Source organism: Streptosporangium canum (assembly GCF_900113865.1).
GTDB lineage: Bacteria > Actinomycetota > Actinomycetes > Streptosporangiales > Streptosporangiaceae > Streptosporangium > Streptosporangium canum.
This window is the reverse complement of the sequence record NZ_FOQY01000028.1, coordinates 18903-34664: the sequence shown is the minus strand read 5'-3', so window position 1 is coordinate 34664 and position 15762 is coordinate 18903. Positions and strand designations below refer to the sequence as shown.

Annotated in this window: 16 protein-coding genes and 1 pseudogene; 10 read left to right on the top strand and 7 right to left on the bottom strand. The window is 68.4% G+C overall.

Annotation, left to right across the window (positions count from 1 at the left end):
* From BM085_RS31220 to BM085_RS47215, 3 genes and pseudogenes are all read left to right on the top strand, one after another.
* Positions 1-432: WD40 repeat domain-containing protein (locus tag BM085_RS31220; protein WP_093890435.1), on the top strand; the 432-nt coding region annotated here is incomplete at its 5' end.
* A gap of 212 nt (positions 433-644) precedes the next feature.
* Positions 645-1094 (top strand): annotated as a pseudogene (locus tag BM085_RS47220) (tyrosine-type recombinase/integrase); the annotation flags it as partial.
* Between the two features lie 58 nt (positions 1095-1152).
* Entirely contained in the window at positions 1153-1410 is a 258-nt protein-coding gene (locus tag BM085_RS47215) for a tyrosine-type recombinase/integrase (protein ID WP_342742910.1), read from the top strand.
* A gap of 744 nt (positions 1411-2154) precedes the next feature.
* On the opposite strand, the gene BM085_RS31210 is transcribed toward BM085_RS47215, so the two are convergent.
* Entirely contained in the window at positions 2155-3108 is a 954-nt protein-coding gene (locus BM085_RS31210; protein ID WP_093890434.1) for an NAD(P)-dependent alcohol dehydrogenase, read from the bottom strand.
* A gap of 102 nt (positions 3109-3210) precedes the next feature.
* Here BM085_RS31210 and BM085_RS31205 point away from each other — a divergent pair, with 102 nt between their 5' ends.
* The 3 genes from BM085_RS31205 to BM085_RS44795 all read left to right on the top strand — a co-directional run bounded on the left by BM085_RS31205 (position 3211) and on the right by BM085_RS44795 (position 4922).
* On the top strand, positions 3211-3795 hold the full coding sequence (locus tag BM085_RS31205; RefSeq protein WP_093890433.1) for a TetR/AcrR family transcriptional regulator: 585 nt from the start codon (positions 3211-3213) through the stop codon (positions 3793-3795).
* Between the two features lie 121 nt (positions 3796-3916).
* Positions 3917-4693, top strand: a complete 777-nt coding sequence (locus BM085_RS31200; protein WP_218158871.1) for a hypothetical protein — start codon at positions 3917-3919, stop codon at positions 4691-4693.
* A 4-nt stretch (positions 4694-4697) separates the two neighbouring features.
* On the top strand, positions 4698-4922 hold the full coding sequence (locus tag BM085_RS44795; protein WP_177245364.1) for a hypothetical protein: 225 nt from the start codon (positions 4698-4700) through the stop codon (positions 4920-4922).
* A 226-nt stretch (positions 4923-5148) separates the two neighbouring features.
* On the opposite strand, the gene BM085_RS31190 is transcribed toward BM085_RS44795, so the two are convergent.
* The 4 genes from BM085_RS31190 to BM085_RS31175 form a co-directional block, all read right to left on the bottom strand.
* Positions 5149-5727, bottom strand: a complete 579-nt coding sequence (locus BM085_RS31190; protein ID WP_245789800.1) for a recombinase family protein — start codon at positions 5725-5727, stop codon at positions 5149-5151.
* Positions 5728-5974: 247 nt separating this feature from the next.
* Complete coding sequence (locus BM085_RS31185) at positions 5975-6847, bottom strand: alpha/beta fold hydrolase (RefSeq protein ID WP_093890432.1); 873 nt, start codon at positions 6845-6847, stop codon at positions 5975-5977.
* A gap of 81 nt (positions 6848-6928) precedes the next feature.
* Positions 6929-7933 carry an NADP-dependent oxidoreductase gene (locus BM085_RS31180; protein WP_093890431.1) on the bottom strand — a complete coding sequence of 335 codons (1005 nt, stop codon included), beginning with the start codon at positions 7931-7933 and terminating at the stop codon, positions 6929-6931.
* Between the two features lie 139 nt (positions 7934-8072).
* Entirely contained in the window at positions 8073-8759 is a 687-nt protein-coding gene (locus BM085_RS31175) for an SDR family oxidoreductase (RefSeq protein WP_093890430.1), read from the bottom strand.
* A 119-nt stretch (positions 8760-8878) separates the two neighbouring features.
* Here BM085_RS31175 and BM085_RS31170 point away from each other — a divergent pair, with 119 nt between their 5' ends.
* The gene (locus BM085_RS31170) at positions 8879-9439 is read left to right on the top strand and encodes a TetR/AcrR family transcriptional regulator (RefSeq protein WP_093890429.1); all 561 of its coding nucleotides are present in this window, start codon (positions 8879-8881) and stop codon (positions 9437-9439) included.
* Here BM085_RS31170 and BM085_RS31165 read toward each other — a convergent pair.
* Entirely contained in the window at positions 9402-11456 is a 2055-nt protein-coding gene (locus tag BM085_RS31165; protein ID WP_093890428.1) for a Tn3 family transposase, read from the bottom strand. The two genes, BM085_RS31170 and BM085_RS31165, sit on opposite strands and share 38 nt — an antisense overlap.
* A gap of 280 nt (positions 11457-11736) precedes the next feature.
* Between BM085_RS31165 and BM085_RS31160 the strand changes: the two genes are divergently transcribed.
* Positions 11737-12048 carry a hypothetical protein gene (locus tag BM085_RS31160; protein ID WP_093890427.1) on the top strand — a complete coding sequence of 104 codons (312 nt, stop codon included), beginning with the start codon at positions 11737-11739 and terminating at the stop codon, positions 12046-12048.
* A gap of 218 nt (positions 12049-12266) precedes the next feature.
* Here BM085_RS31160 and BM085_RS46285 read toward each other — a convergent pair whose 3' ends face one another.
* Entirely contained in the window at positions 12267-13592 is a 1326-nt protein-coding gene (locus BM085_RS46285; RefSeq protein WP_245789799.1) for an SDR family oxidoreductase, read from the bottom strand.
* A gap of 96 nt (positions 13593-13688) precedes the next feature.
* Between BM085_RS46285 and BM085_RS31150 the strand changes: the two genes are divergently transcribed.
* Entirely contained in the window at positions 13689-14198 is a 510-nt protein-coding gene (locus BM085_RS31150; RefSeq protein ID WP_093890493.1) for a MarR family winged helix-turn-helix transcriptional regulator, read from the top strand.
* Positions 14199-14663: 465 nt separating this feature from the next.
* Entirely contained in the window at positions 14664-15695 is a 1032-nt protein-coding gene (locus BM085_RS31145) for a hypothetical protein (protein WP_093890426.1), read from the top strand.
* Positions 15696-15762 lie beyond the last annotated feature (67 nt).

Here is a 15762-nt window from a genome sequence, read left to right as displayed (position 1 = left end):
CCGGACGGCCGCACCCTGGCCAGCGGCGGCGACGACGGGACGGTGCGGCTGTGGGACACGGCCAACCACCGGGAAAGAGCCACGATCACCGGCTACCAGAGCCCGGTCAAGTCGGTGGCGTTCACGCCGGACGGCAAGACCCTGGCCAGCGGCGACGTCGACGGGACGGTGCGGCTGTGGGACACGGCCAGCGGCCGGAAAATAGCCCAGCTCACCGGCCACCAGGACGGGATCTCCTCAGTGGCGTTCGCACCGGACGGCCGCACCCTGGCCAGCAGCGGCGACAAAGACGGGACGGTGCGGCTGTGGGACGTGAGCTATCTCGTCGAACCCTTGCCATTTCTGTGTGCTCAGGTGAGGCGTTCCTTTACTCTGCAGGAATGGGAGCGGTACGTGCCGGAAGGCCCGGCGTACCAAAAAATTTGCCCCTGACCGGCCATGCGCCCGGAGCCGCTCATCCATCGCGAAGCCCCTCAACCGGACCATCAGCTGACCCAGCCACGCACATCGCTGCGAACTGCATCACCTACCTCATCGCGCATCACAACGCGCCCCCTGCCCAGAGCGTTGCAGCGGGGTGCTGGACCTTTGGTAGAGGTCAATCGCCACACGGAACTCATCCGAACACCGGACAGTGAGCAGGCATGCCTGCTCAGGCCGCGCCTCCGTGCCAGTCTGGGCCGCTGTACCCGCGCACCGCCAACCCCAACACCCATCGCGCCTACGCCTCGGCCATCGACCGCACCATCGACGTGCTCGGCCGCGACCGGCCGCTCGCCGACGTCACCGACGCCGAGATCGGCGCCGCGCTCACCGAGTTGTGGGGCCGATGCGCGCCGGCGACCTGGAACCGCAACCGCGCCGCCGTCGCCTCCTGGCTGCTCTGGTGCCAGACCAAGAAGCACTGGGCCGCCCCATCGGTCCCGGCCGAGGCCGAACGCCGCAAGGAGAGCACCGACGAGACCCGCGCGGTCGCCAAGACCACCATCCACCGACTGCTGTCCCGCCGCGACATCCCGCTGCGCGAGAAGACCTTGTGGCGGATGCTGTACGAGACCGCGGCCCGGGCCGCGGAGATCCTGGCGCTGAACGTCGAAGACCTCGACCTGGAGCACCGCCGCGCCCCCGTCCGCTCGAAGGGCGGCCGCCGACATCTGCCCGCACACCGGCCGCGCCCGCCTCGGCTACGACCGCGCCCGCGTCCTGCTGGACAAATACGCCGGCCTCGACCTGCACCAGCTGCGACACAGCGCCGCCACCCACCTCGGCGACGCCGAAATCCCGCTGCAGCTCATCATGGGCAAGACCCGGCACAAGAACCCCCGCACCGCCATGCGCTACGTCAAACCCGGCGCTGAGGCCATCGCCAAGGTCACTGAGGTCCTCGCGCCCCGCCACCGTACCCACTGACCAGGCTCAACACGCTCGCGTGTACTTGGTGACAGCTTCCTTAACGACAGGCCGGATCGACAGCTCCTCGGTGAGGTTGAGGCGCGCGCCGTGGATCAGGGGCAAGATGGAGCGGATCTCCCAAGACAGCTGGGCGGCCTGGATCAGCAGCCAGGCGGGGGAGTGGCCACCGTTGATCGTCGGATCGCGCGGATGATCCTACGGTTTCACTCGCGGTCGGCATCAGGCGTTCGGGCCACGGCCGGTGGCCGGGGGGTGGGTGCCGTCGCGCTGATGCCCACAGGATGGCGATCCAGGTATCGGACTCGGCGGGGGAGGGGCGTCGAGGGCACCGCTTCGAGAGATGCCTGTGGGAGCGCCCGGCAGTGTCAAGCGTCTGGCCGTATGAGCGGTAATGCCGCAGATTTATTGATCTACATTGTAAAGGCATTCGGCTGGGTTCAAGATCATTTACAGTGGACTGAAGACCCTCTCCTACAAACAGGAGTCGCGACCGGGACATCCGGTATGAGGTGCGGGGAACGAAAGGTTTTGGCTCAGGCGGTCATGGGGGAGCAACCGGCCGAGCCGTCGCCTGGTGAGTGTTGTGGTGGGCGATTGATCTGCCGGAGGCGCTGGAATTCCCGCTGGTACGCCGAAACCGGTGGTCTATGACTACCGGCGCCGGCAGAGGTTGCACGCCGTCGAATTCGTCGCCGAGTTGGACGCTCCGCACCGGTGGCGACGCTGTGGAGCAGGTGCAGGTCAGCGCTGCATGTCGATGATGAGCTTCCCGCGGACTCCGCCGGCTTCGAGTCGTCGGTGAGCCTCTGTGACGTCGCCGATCGGGTAGACGGCGTCGATCACAGGGCGGACGCTGCCCGCCTCGGTGGAGGCGGTGAGCTCGGCTATCCGCGCGGGGGAAGGGTTGGTGCTGAAGAGTTTCATGCGCCGGGGTGAGAGGGCGGCTCGCAGTCCCGTGGTGGCCATGGAGGTCAGGATTCGGTCCTGGTCGAAGGCCAGCGCGACCATGCGGCCACGACGATCGAGCCGGGCCTGGTAGGCCCCGAGATCGGTGCCTACGACGTCGAGGATCACATCGTAATGACCGATGTCCTGCGGCCGGGTCGTGCGGTAGTCCAGGGCCGCGTCGGCGCCGAGTTCGGTGACCCAGTCGAGATTGCGTGCGCCGGCGAGCGCGGTGACGTGGGCGCCGAGCGCCTTGCCCAGTTGCACGGCGATGCTGCCGACGCCGCCTGTGGCGCCGCGGACCAGGAGCCGTTCACCGCTGGTGAGGCCGGCCTTGTCGGTCAGGGCGGTCAGGGCGGTGGTGCCCGACGAGGGCAGGGCGGCGGCGTCCAGCAGGCTCAGGTTCTTGGGGGCCCGGGCGAGCCGCTGTTCGGGGACGGTGACGTAGTCGGCGATGGCGCCGAAGGTGAAGTGCGGCATCAACCCCCACACCTCCTCTCCCTCGCTCCAGGCGTGTACGCCGGAGCCCGGGGCCGCGATGCGGCCGGCGAAGTCGACTCCCAGGCCGCGGGGGAAGCGGGCTCGGGCGATGCCGCGCAGTCTGCCTGTGCGGAAGGCGAGTTCTCCGGCGTCCACGCTCGCGGCGCGGACCTCGACGAGCACCTCTCCCGGCCCAGGCTGAGGCGTGGGCACGTCGTTGATGCGCAGCACCTCGGGAGGGACGAATCGGGTGTATTGGACGGCGCGCATGATCTTTCCCAATCGTCGGACCGTAAGTGGGCTCGCAGCCCACTTACGGTTCGGCTACTCTAACCGGAGCGCCAGCCCACTTGTCAAAATCTGGAGGAGGCCATGCCCTACGCCGCCCGGCGACGGCCCCTGCGTGCGGACGCTCAGCGCAACTACGACCGCATCGTCAGCGCGGCCCGGGACGTCTTCGCGCGTGACGGCGCCGGCGCCGCCCTGAAGGAGATCGCCCGTCAAGCCGGGACGGGATCGGCGACGCTGCACCGCCTCTTCCCCTCCCGCCGGACCCTGCTCGAAGCCGTCTTCCATGACCGCGTCGAGGACCTTTGCGCCATGGCGGCACAACGCGCCGAGGAGAACGAGCCGGGCCCCGCGCTCCTGGCCTGGCTTGGCGACCTCAACACCTACGCGTGCGCCAGTCGCGGCCTGGCCGCCTCACTGCTGCAAGACAGCCGGGATGCCGACCTGTTGGAGCAGAACGCAGGCTGCCAGGCGATGATCACCAATGCGGCGCGCGACCTCCTGCGGCGAGCACAACAGACAGGCGCCGTACGCGCCGGGATCCGCGCCGAGGACCTGCTCGCGCTCGTCAACGCCATCTCACTGGCCGCCGAGCAGCACGATGACGACGAGCAGGCGGACCGGCTGCTGGAGATCGCGATCGAGGGCATCCGAGGCCAGGCCGCATGACGGATCAGGTGGAGACGCCTTTGGCCGGCGTAACCCTGCCGGGGTGCGCTCGCGGAGCCGCATCGATCAGGGGCGGCTGGGGCGTAGGGGGATGTCAGTGACGCATGGCACTGTGACGTCCATGAATTTGAGCGTGCGTGAAGCCGTCCTCGACGCTGGACGGGCCCTTGCCGTACCCGATCCGGTGACCGAGGCGTTCATCCGCCTCCTGCGCCCCTGCATCTACCTCTGCCCCTACGACGAACTGCCGCAAGAGCTGAAGAAGGATGCCCGGCCGGCCGCTCGGGCCCTTGGGTTTCCCCATCTGCCCGAGGATGTGGAAGTGCCCTCGTACCGGTCGCACGTGGTGACCATCGACTGCGCCGCACTACCTGCCGATGTCCTCGACATCGACTTTCCCGCCGACGGTCACCTGGTCATCCTCGCCGAGATCACGGACGACCCGGAGGATGGCGTCATCATCCACCTGCCGGCAGGCACTGAGACCGTCGAACGACACTCGCAGTCGAAGTCTCATGAGCCGTTCCCGCTCTACGCGGTCCCGGGCACCACCAAGCCCGACCCTCTCCACTGGTCCCAGGTTGCGGAAGCGGCCGACTACGCCGAGGGCGACGCCGAGCGGGCCCGCCTCGTGACCAAGTTGATCGATGAGATAGGGGAGATTCCCGACGTCCGGTGGAAATATGACCTCCAGCTCGGTGGCTACTCCCGCGCCTTTCACACCCGGTCGAAGACCGCGGGAAGGCACTGTTCCTCTCCATCCCGGAGAGCACGGTCTTCGGGGACGGTTGCATCACCCTCGTCTCGGGGACCCGGGAGCAGATCGCAGAGCACCGCTACGACGAACTCGAGTTCGACGTCGAGTGCTGATATTTCCAGGGCGGGCGGCCGGCGGTAGGAGCATGGGCCGCGTCGGTTCGTCCGCCAGCCGGCGCATCATCGCCATCGGCTGCGCCAGGCTCGGGCGCGACCAGTCCACTCCGTACCCCGTGCAGTACGACAAGTACAAGGCGATCCGCTCAGCGTACGTCTTCTCGGTGTTGAACGCCCGGCCCGCTCCGCGCACCTCCGCCAGGTACGCGCACGCCTCGACGCAACCCAAGATCCTCATCGACCACCATCCATGACACCGACTCATCGGCGCCCACGGTCCGCTCAGGCCGGTAGTACCGAGGCAACGCGCCGGACATTGGCCGGGAGGAGTTGGTCCGGTTCTTCACGCTGACGTGGAAGGGCTTGGGGCGCATCGCACCGACCCGAAATGAAGTGGTCTTCTTCCGGCACCTGCTGGGCGGACGAGGTTGTCGGTGCGCGCAGGGTTGACGCGCTCCGGTTGGCTCTGTTCTCCCGAAGCTACGGCGAAGTGACAAGTAGCTCTCTGTGATCAGAGTGACGCTCAGTCAGGGAGAGCGAGGCGGGGTCCGGGGACTTCGCCGGCCTGGCCTGGAGGGCGGCGAAGTCGGCGTGGGCCTGTTCAACGGCTTCGGGGTACGCCTCGCGCTTGGCGTGTTCGGCGAGCGCCCGGTAGATGCTGGCGACGGAGGGGTTCTGTCCCTTGCGCTTGCCGGTGGGGATGATGAGGTCGGGCTGGATCTGCTCGACGGACTCGCCGCCCGCGCGGCGCCGGAGCACGGTGTGGAGCATGTCGTCGGTGATGACAGGGGGCCGGCCGCCGTGCTTGCCCTTGCGTGCCGCGGTGTCGAGCCCTTCGAGCGTGGATTCGCGGATGTTCTCGCGCTCGGTCTCCGCCATCGCGGCGAAGAACGCGAACAGCAGCTTGCCCGGGCCGGTGGGGTCGTAGATGCCGGGCAGGGGTCCGGCGAGCATCTCCAGGACCAGGCCGTGGGCGGTGAGGTGGTCGGCGAGCGCGGTGAGTTCGACGTCGTCCGCGTCCGACCGGTCGGCCGGGGAAGGCTGCTGAGGGTCTGTCATGGGCCCGGATTTTCGCACAATGCAAGTCTCAGAAGGGGGTCCGTCCTGCTTTTGAGTGAGAACGGGTTCTGCGAACGAATCCGGGTTCGGCTGGGGTCCGGCGGCCCATGATTGATCTTGCTCGCGCAAAGGAACGTTTGTGAGAAACCGGGGTGTGGTGAGTTACGAGTTGGGTCCGCTGCCAGCGCCTCCCGCGCATCGGCGAACCTCACGGGGCCGCGCGAATCGGTGTCGGGCCCCGGTCTGGCTACGATTCCAGGAACCCAAGCGCCCGTGTGACGAATTCGTCGTGGTACTGGAAGATGCCCCCGTGGCCGGCATCCGGGTAGAGGGGGACGAGTTCGCCCCGGGGTAGCCGCGCGGCCAGGTTGAGTGTGTTCTCGCTCGGCACCATCCGGTCGCTCTCGCCGTTGGCCACCAGGACCGGCTGGCCGATACGGGTCAGGTCGGCCGGCGGCTGGAGGCCCCATCGGCGGATGGCCTTCAGCTGGGCGCGGAACGACCTCGGCGAGATGGCTTTGTCACGGTCGTCCGTGCGCTCCTTCAGCCGTTCCAGGAAGGCGCGCGCTTCCCTTTGGCCGTGCTCGGTGTCGGTGAAGAAGAGGAACTGCTTGGGGTCCTTGCGGGTTAGGAAGCCCTTCAGGGTGTCCTGGAGGGTGAGTGCGGTGATCTTGTCGATGCCGGGGCCTCCGGCGGGGCCTGTGCCCGCGAGGATGACCTTGCGCACCAGCTGCGGTTCCTGAGCCGCGATGACCTGGGCGATGAAGCCGCCCATCGACAGGCCGAGCAGGTCGACCTGCTCGAAGCCCAGCGCGCGGATGAACAGCACCGCGTCGCGGGCCATCGCTTCGATGGTGTCGGGCGTAGAGCCGCCTGACGCACCGACTCCGCGGTTGTCGAAGGTGATGACCCGGCGCCGGGCGGCGAGTCCGTCGATGACGCGGGGGTCCCAGTTGTCCAGAACCGCGGCGAGGTGGTGGAGCAGGATCAGCGGCACGCCGTCTCCTTCCGCACCGAGCTGCCGGTAGACGAAGTCGACGCCGCGCACGGACACCGAACGAGTCGGTGCCTCCTTGCACGACGACGGGGCGGGCGTGGGGGAACTGCGCGGTGCGTTCATGATCGGCTCCTGTGCGGATGGAGGTGGCGGGAGGCGGAATCCTCTCGTTGCCGAGGCGTACCGGTGGCGCGGTGGGGGCTCTCACCTCATCGCGACGACGACCTTGCCTGCTTTGGCGCGGCCCTTCTCGGCGTACTCCATCGCCTCGCGGGTCTGGTCGAAGGAGAAGGCGCGGTCGACGACGGGGCGGATCTCTCCGGCGTCGATGAGCCGGGTGAGTTCGCGCAGCTGGTCGCCGTCGGCCTTCATGAACAGGAAGGAGTAGGTGACGCCTTGGCGCTTGGCGTGGCGCCGGGTCTTCCAGCTCAGCGCGTTCATCGCCTGCCGCAGGACCAGGTTCGCGCCCAGCTCGCGGGCGAAGTTCGCGTCGGGAGGCCCCGCGATGCTGATGACCTTCCCGCCGGGCTTGAGGACCCGCAGGGACTTCTCCAGGGTCTCGCCGCCGAGGGTGTCCAGGACGACGTCATAGCCGTCCAGGACCTCCTCGAAGTCCTGTGTCCGGTAGTCGACGACGACGTCCGCGCCGAGCTCCTTGACCAGACCGGCGTTGGCCGCGCTGGCGGTGGTGGCCACATGCGCGCCCAGATGCCTGGCCAGCTGGAGGGCGATGGTGCCCACTCCGCCGGAGCCCGCGTGGATCAGGACCTTCTGACCCGGCTGGACCTGTGCCCTCTCGACCAGTGCCTGCCACGATGTCAGGGCGACCAGGGGAAGGGAGGCGGCCTCCTCCATGGTGAGGGTGGCCGGTTTGGGTGCCAGGTCGTTCTGGTGGACGGCGATGAGTTCGGCGAAGGTGCCGATGCGGTCCTTGTCGGGCCGGGCGTAGACCTCGTCGCCCACGGCGAAGCGGGTGACGTCCGATCCCGCCTCGACCACCACCCCGGCGAGGTCGTTGCCCAGAGCGAGGGGGAGACGGTACGACAGGATCGCCTTGAAGTCGCCGTCGCGGATCTTGAAGTCCAGCGGGTTGACGCTCGCCGCGTGGACCCGGACCAGGACGTCCTCGGCGCCCACCTGCGGGTCTGGCGTCTCGGCGATGCGACCGCCGCTCTGGTCGCCGTACCGCTCGATCATGAAGGCCTTCATCGTCGTCTCCGTTTTCCGTCGTCCGCATGGGGACGTGGCCACTGTGCGTGCCGGACTTTTACCAGTACGCCACACTTTGTGAGGTTTGTTTCGCTTTCCCAGAGCCCCACCGCTGCGGTGGGCGGCCGCGATGCGCGCCTCAGGCCGCGTTCGGCGATGCGGCCAGGCTCTGCTTCACGTGCCGGGTGATCTCGTCGGCGAGGATCTCGGGCAGTCCCGCCTCGATGCCGTCTAGGGCCTGCGCGGCGACCTCGGCGGGGTCGGCCTTCTGGTCGGCGGGAACGCTCGCGGCCATGCCGGTGTCCATGTATCCGACGTGCAGCGCCGAGACGGCGATGCCGCGTGGCGCCAGCTCCTCCCGGGCTGCGCCGGTCAGCGCCCACGCTGCGGCCTTGGCCGCCGCATAGGCTCCGAGGCCGGCCGGGTGCAGCCAGGACAGGACAGACAAGACGTTGAGCACGGCACCGCCGCCGTTGGACTCGATGACGGGGGCGAAGGCCCGCGTCACGGCGAGCGGGCCGAAGAAGTTCGTGTCCATCTCCAGGCGCACCGCGTCCGGGCCGCCCGCGATCAGCGGAGTTCCGGTGGAGATGCCGGCGTTGTTCACCAGCAGCGTTGCGTCGGACGCGATGCGCGCCGCGGCCCGGATCGACTCCTCGTCCGTCACGTCGAGCCGCAGCGGGGTGACCCCCGGCAGGTCCACCGTCTCGGGGCGCCGGGCCGCCGCGTACACCGTCGCTCCGCGCTCAACGAGCTGGGCGGCCAGATGCCGTCCGAGCCCCCGGTTGGCGCCGGTGACCACCGCGACCGCGTCCTTCAGTCCCATGCCCACTCCCAGCGTTACAGCCGTCGGCGAGCGGCCGGCGGCGCTAAATTAGATTACAATCATAATCTAAGCACTAGTCTAGGATAGATGCCAGTCGACATCCAATCGGGAGGTGGCCGATGGGCCGCGTATCGCAGGCGCAGGCCGAGGAGAACCGCCAGCGGGTCGTGGAAACCGCGTCTCGCCTGTTCCGGGAACAGGGGACTCACGCCAGCGTCGCCGACATCATGAAGGCGGCCGGACTGACCCACGGCGGCTTCTACAAGCAGTTCGCCTCCAAAGAGGCGCTCATCGACGAAGCCACCGCCCACGCCTTCAACGAACTCACCCGGCACCACAAGGACGGACTCGAGCAGCACGGCGGGCAGCGCGGCGCCGCCCAGCGGGCACTGATCGACGCCTACCTCTCCCCTGGACACCGCGACAGCCCGGCGGACGGGTGTCCCGTCGCCGCACTCGTCACCGACATGGCGCGCGAGGGCGAAGGCCAGGAAGCCCGCCGGATCTACACCGAAGGCGTGGGCGACTTCGCCGAGTGGCTCACCACTGAGGACCAGGACGGCATCACCCGGCTGTGCACCATGCTCGGCGCACTCGTCCTGGCCCGGGCCACCAACGGTTCCCCGCTCTCCGAGGAGATCCTCACCATCGCGCGCGCGGCACTGACGGCATCCGGCTGATCCGTGCCGCGCTGCCGGGCAGCCCGCCCTCGATCATCGCGGCGACCTCGGAGGCCGAGCAGGATTTGAGCTGGCTGTAGACGCACAGCGACTTCCTCTCGACGTGCCAGTAGATCATCACGCCGGGGCCGCGGTACCGCTGGTGCCACTCGGTCATGAAGTTCGAGGACCAGGAGCCGAACTTCTTGGAATCGCTCGCGCAGGCGGTGCCCTCGCCCCACCACGCCGCATCACGGGCGGCGAAGGTGGCGTTGACCAGCCGTACCAGCGCCGCGCGCAGGTTGGTGCGGTTGACGAACAGGTGCCGTACCCGGCGCAGGACGGCCTCGCTCTCGCCGTGCTTGCCTGTGGCCGCGACCCGCTTGATGCCCATGTTCGTGCCCAGCGCGAACAGCACCAGCAGCAGCCGGCGCCGCAGCACCGCCTTCGGGACCGCCTCCCTGGTGGCGACCGAGGTGAACTCGCCGGTGAAGCCGGTGGCGAACTCGGCCTCCTTGAGGATGTCGATCAGGTCGATGGTGCCCCAGCGGCGTTCGATCTCCGCCTTCAGGGCGACGAGATTCTCCGGCTCCTCCTGCTTGCCCAGCGGCGAGACCTTGATCCACGGCTCGCCATGCTTCTTGATAATGTCCACCCCGCCCGTGGTGCCCAGCTCCAGTGCGGTGTCGAAGCGGGTCAGGGCCTCGCGCAGCCGCTTCTGAAGGGACCCGATGAATTTCTCCGGGTCCTGTGGTTGGCGGATCGCGTCGTAATGCACATCGCGGTTGTCCTCGAAGTCCGGCGGCAGATCGTCCTCCGGGTTACGCCACCGGTTCGCGCCCGGCACCCAGATCTCCCGCCGTCGCAGCGCGTCCCGCAGTGAGACGAGTACGCACAGCTCGTACGGGATGCGCTCGACCCGGCCGCGCTCATCCACCACCGCCTTGCGCCACTCCTCGCGCACCACCCCCGCGAGCGGGATCTTCTCCGCCTCGTCGAAGAACGCCCCCTCCTTGGCGATGGGCTGATCCAGATACCGCTTGAGCAAGTCGATGGCGTCCATCACCGGCCGGTAGGCGGTGTTGTTGCACTTCAACTCCAGCGCATTCAGCAGCGGCGAGAGCATCCGCCGCCAGTGGTTCGAGTACGACGAGCACAGCACCGTACGCACCCGGGCCCGGTAGCGGGCCTCGTTCGCCGCGGCCTCCGCCGCCAGCGCCCTCAGCGTGGACTCCCCGGCCACCGGATAGATCACCTTGCGGACCGTGCCGCCCGGCTCGGCGACCGCCGCCTCCGCCAGCCGCAGCAGGATGCCCTCCTTGCCATGGACCCGCTTGAGCTCCTTGTTGAACTGGAGCCCGCGCACCCGCTGGAGCTTGTTCACCTCCGCCAGCAGGCTGTCCAGCCCCAGCGCACCCGGGTCCGCCTTGAGCTCGGTGAAGAAGGTGCCCCCGCCGCCCGCGCTCTCCTCGTCCGCGTCGGCGTCCTCGGCGATCAGGTCGTCCAGCCGGGACCTGGTCGCCGCCGACAGCCGGCCCACGATGGCCGCGCAGAACCGCTCCTCGAAGGTGCTGACCGCCTTGCCCACCAGCCGGGCGATCTGTCCTGGGGCCGGCGGCTCCAGCCGGTCCTTGCGGCAGCGGGCCACCACCGCCTCGGCGAGCCGGTCCCGGTTCAGCTCCACCCCGCACAGCTCGACCGCCAGCCACTCGGCGAGCTGGGCCTGGTCGTCCTCGGGGCACTCACGGAAGCCGAACGCGCCCCGGATCTCCATCCGGTGCCGCTTGATCGCCCGCCCCGACCAGTCGTACGCGGCCCACTCCTCCGCGGCTACCTTCACCTGCTGGGCGACGTACGACACCGCCGGCACCGGGATCTCCCCGGCGTCCTCCGGGAACCGGGCCTCCACCTCGAAGAACTTCAGCAACAGCGCGAACCCCAACCGGTTCGCCCCCGACTTGTTCCGCAGCCGCTCCTGATCCTCCTCCAGCAGCGTCCAGACCTCGATCAGGTCCTCCGGCTCCCACTCCTGCCGCACCCCGCGCTCCCTTCGGTCGTCATGACCGGACCAACCTCGCCGAGCACGGCCCCTGATGAGCCCAGAAGATCAAAAACGCTGACAAGCACACTCCAGATCCGCTACAGAGAGCTACTTGTCACTTCGCCGTAGCTTCGGGAGAACAGGGCCCGGTTGACACGTATCTTTCATTTAGGAAAATTTCCTAAGAATTTCCTCTGTTGTAGATCCCCGGAATAAGGCGCGAATCGGGGCATACGGAACGTGAAACGGCCATCCGTCACCAGTGCTAGGAGAGGGTATGAGAAGAACCCTGCGCGTCCTCGCCGCGACCGTGCTCGCGGCGGGAGTCGTTACCGTCGGGTCGAGTGCGCTGAGCCCGGCGTCGGCAAGAGTCAATGACTGCGACCACACCTTCGGTCAGAACTCGTTCTCCGCCCGATGCGCGACGAACGGTCCCGCCTACGAGTTTCGCGCGTGGGTCCAGTGCGTCAACGGCCGTAGGGACGGCGGCTGGGTGACGACCAACAGCGGCCAGTGGAGCATAGCGAGCTGCGGACCATGGTGGATCGACCGCCTGAGCTACGGTGTGGACGTGCGCCCGCTCTCCTGACGCGGGTACGGCGGTACCGCCATGAGGGGCGGTACCGCTCACACACCTGCAGGGTCAGTTACTGCGTCAGCCGCTCGGCATCGGCCACGGTGCACTCGCTGAAGTCCAGGAAGGCACGGATCTGCGCCCGGTGGCGTTCGAACGCCGGCGCCAGTGGACGGTCCGGTCCGGCCCGGTCAGCAGGTCCGGCTCCTTGCCGATCAGTAGCCAGTGTTCGATTATCCGCCGATGTGCGGTGCGCGGGCGGCGGCGGAGCCGTCCCGGATCACCTCGCCGGTGAGGTTGCCGTTGGCTCCCGAGCCGAGGAAGACGATGAGGTTGGCCACGTCGTCGGAGTTGGAGAGCCGGTGGGTGGGGGTGGCGGCGGCGAGGGCGTCGGTGACGGACGCCGGGATATCGGGGCGGCTGTCGGTGAGGGTGAAGCCCGGTGCCACGACGTTGACCAGGATCCCGTCCCGGCCGCCGTTCCAGGCCAGGCTGCGGGCGAGCCCGTGCAGGCCCGATTTGGCGGTGCCGTAGGGGCCCGGACCGGGCAGGCCCTCCTCCGCGACGCTCGAGGAGATCAGCACGATCCGGCCCCAGCCCTTGGCGCGCATGCTGGGCAGGACCGCGCGGACCGTGGCCGCTGTTCCGATCAGGTTGGCGCTGATCATTGCGTCCCACTCCTGCAGCGGTACGTCCTCGAACCGGAGGCTGGGGTCGGGCGGGCCGTCGCCGCCCCAGCGCACGGCATTGGCGACGAGAACGTCGATCCCGCCCCAGCGCTCGACGACGGTCGCGACGGCGCGGTCTATGGTGGGGAGGTCTTCGAGGTCGACCCGGACGGCATACGCCTGCCCGCCGGAGGCCCTGACGTCGGCGGCCACCTTCTCGGCCCTGTCGGGGTTGTTGCGGTAGGTGATCGTCACCCGGGCGCCTTCGCGTCCGTAGGCGCGGGCGGTCGCGGCTCCGATTCCGGTCGAGCGGAACTGCGTGAGGAAGGGCATGACCGTGGCGTGGGTGAGCTCGGCATGGACGAACTCCACGTCGTCCAATCCGAGGGCGGAGAAGTAGGCGCGCAGGTAGGGCTCCTGGAAGTCGAACTGCTCGCGGGGGGTGCCCAGCCCGTAGGCCCCGCCGCGCGCGCTCAGCACCACGGCCGACTTTCCATTGAGCGGCAGCCAGGGCAGGGTCACGCGGTCGATCCATGCCTTGAGCGCGGCGGGCACCGTGAAGTTGTACATCGGCACGCCCAGGAGCAGGACGTCCGCCGCGAGGAGTTGTTCCACCAGCGGGCGGGTGGCTGCCCAGCTCCTGGCCAGTTCGGGGATGCCGGCGGCCACCTTGTCCATGGTCGCGATGTCGCGCACGCCGTTCACGGATGACTGGGTGGCGAGGTGGACCCGGTCCTCGTCGATGGGCCGCACCGGGTCGGCCACTAGATCGCGGTAGGTGTAGACCCCGTCGGGATGGGTTGCCCGCCAGTCGGCCACGAAGGCGCTGCCGAGCCTGCGTGAGAACGAGTTGCTGCGTCCGCTGGCGTCCAGATGGAGAAGGTGCGTCACAAGGTTGCCTCACATTCAAGATGATCTGTAATTGCAATCAATATAGAACAAGATAGTTGTGAGTCAAGAACATCTTGGCTTGGTATCATGCTGGGCATGGCCAACGCTCCCGCCCCGGAAGGCTCGCCCGACAGCTGGTTGCACCAGGACCTGCACTGGGTGTTCGCGCGGCTGAAGCAGGGCCTGGCCGCAGCCGAGGCCGCGGCCGTGCGCGAGCACGGCATGACCCTGTGGGGCTACACGGTGTTGATGGCCATCGTTGAAGCCCCCGCCAGCTCCCAACTCGCTCTCGCCCAGGCCGTATCGGTCGACAAGAGCAAGCTGGTCCTCATCCTCGACGAACTGGAAAACGACGGCTTGGTGCGCCGCCGGCCGGACCCCGCCGACCGCAGGGCCCGCATCATCGAGGTCACCCCCGAAGGCAGCCGCGCCCTCAAAACCGCCCGCAGCGACATCAAGGCGATCGAGGACCAACTCCTGGCCGACCTCGCCCCTGCGGCTCGGAATGCTCTGCAGAGCGCGCTGCAACATCTCGTCGGCGAGCCCATCGCGAGAGTCGAGGCCGGGCGGTCACCCGAAACCGCCTGCATGCCCAACCCGGCCTGACCGCACCTGGAGCCCATGAAGAAGATCCCATCTTCGGGCAGAGGCCGGGAATCTTCGCCGGGAGGCTCCACAACCTGCGGGAATGTCGCAGATGGCGGCTGGTGGGCCCGGCCTTACCGACAGGACTGGACAGGTCGGCGGCCCGGCCTTGGACGAATCGTCGACGGCCCGCGATCTCCTCGATGAGATGAGGGTGCCAGCGCGTCCGTGGCGAACAGACTCCAGCCGTCGGCGGGCGGGGACAGCTGCCGGCTGTCGCCGAAGGAGTCGATCACGGTGACGTCGGAGAGTGTGATGATGTGACCGGCGAAGGCGTCGATGGGGAAGGCGGCGTCCTCGACCCGCCGCACCGCGCGATTCGGGTGCTTTCCGAAGGGCTGCGGTTTCGGAGACATATCCAGTCCGGGCCGAATACGGTGGCTTGTTGACGATCGGCTAAGCCCGTAAGCCTTCCGGAGTCTCCTCATGCGTACCGCAGCGGCAATCCTCTCCTTCGTGCTCGCCATCACCATCCTGCCCGCCCGGCCGGCCACCGCCGCGGTTTCCGCCTCGCCACTGCCGGGCGGCAAGACCACCTATGTCATCTCACAGGGTCATCTGAAGGCCGCCTCCCAGCAGAACTGGGTACGGCTGGGCAGCTACCGCTTCGCCGCGGACGGCACGGTGAGCGCCGCCCTGTACCTATGGTGGCAGCGTCACCCCAAGGACAGACAGCGCACCGGCACCGTCCCCGACCCGAGCTGCACCACCAAGGCGGGCGGTGCCGCATCGCGGCCCCGCGCCTGCGAGGTGCTCACCGCCGGAGGCTTCACCAGTGCCCCGGACGAGAGCCGCACCGGGACGTACACCGTGGCGGGCGACGTACTCACCATCCGGTGGAAGATCGCCCAGACGTGGACGGAGCAGTGGTACGTGCGGCCCTCGCCTGACGGCAGGCTGGCCCGCCTGGACCTCAAGCAGAGCACGCTGGCCACGCACGGGTACGGCTACGGCAGCAACGCCGCGATCAGCACCCGACGCGCGATGAGCTCGGTGAAGGCGTTCCCCGGCTCGCTCAGGCAGGACCTGACGAGCTGGGCGGGCGGCAAGCTCGTCACCTCCGGCAATCAGCCGTTCGGCCACTCGGCCTTCCGTGCCTGCGCCGCCACCACCTCGTGCCTGACCTACCTGCAGCCGTCCTCGCGCGGCGCGTGCCAGAAGTCGGGCGGCTGCCCCAAGTACGGCGGCGGAACGCGCCCCAACGTCAGCTCCATCCAGTATTACCTCACGATGATCTCCAAGTCCGACCGCCGCGACACGCTCTGGCACTGGTGTACCTGCCTGGCGATGGAACGCGATGAGTTCTGCTACACCGGCAACTCACACGTCAAACCGCTCATGCAGATCATCGACGATACGGGAGCCTTCCGCGGCTGGGTCGGCGCGGAGGCGTCATTCTCGACCGGCTCCCGGGGGACAGACATGCTGGCGGTGCTGCGCATCTCCGACTTCCGCTGACCAGCTCGAACCTGTGTCTGCAAGTTGTCGGCTCAGTGAGAGCAGGGCGGGGAGGGCGCCGCAAGGC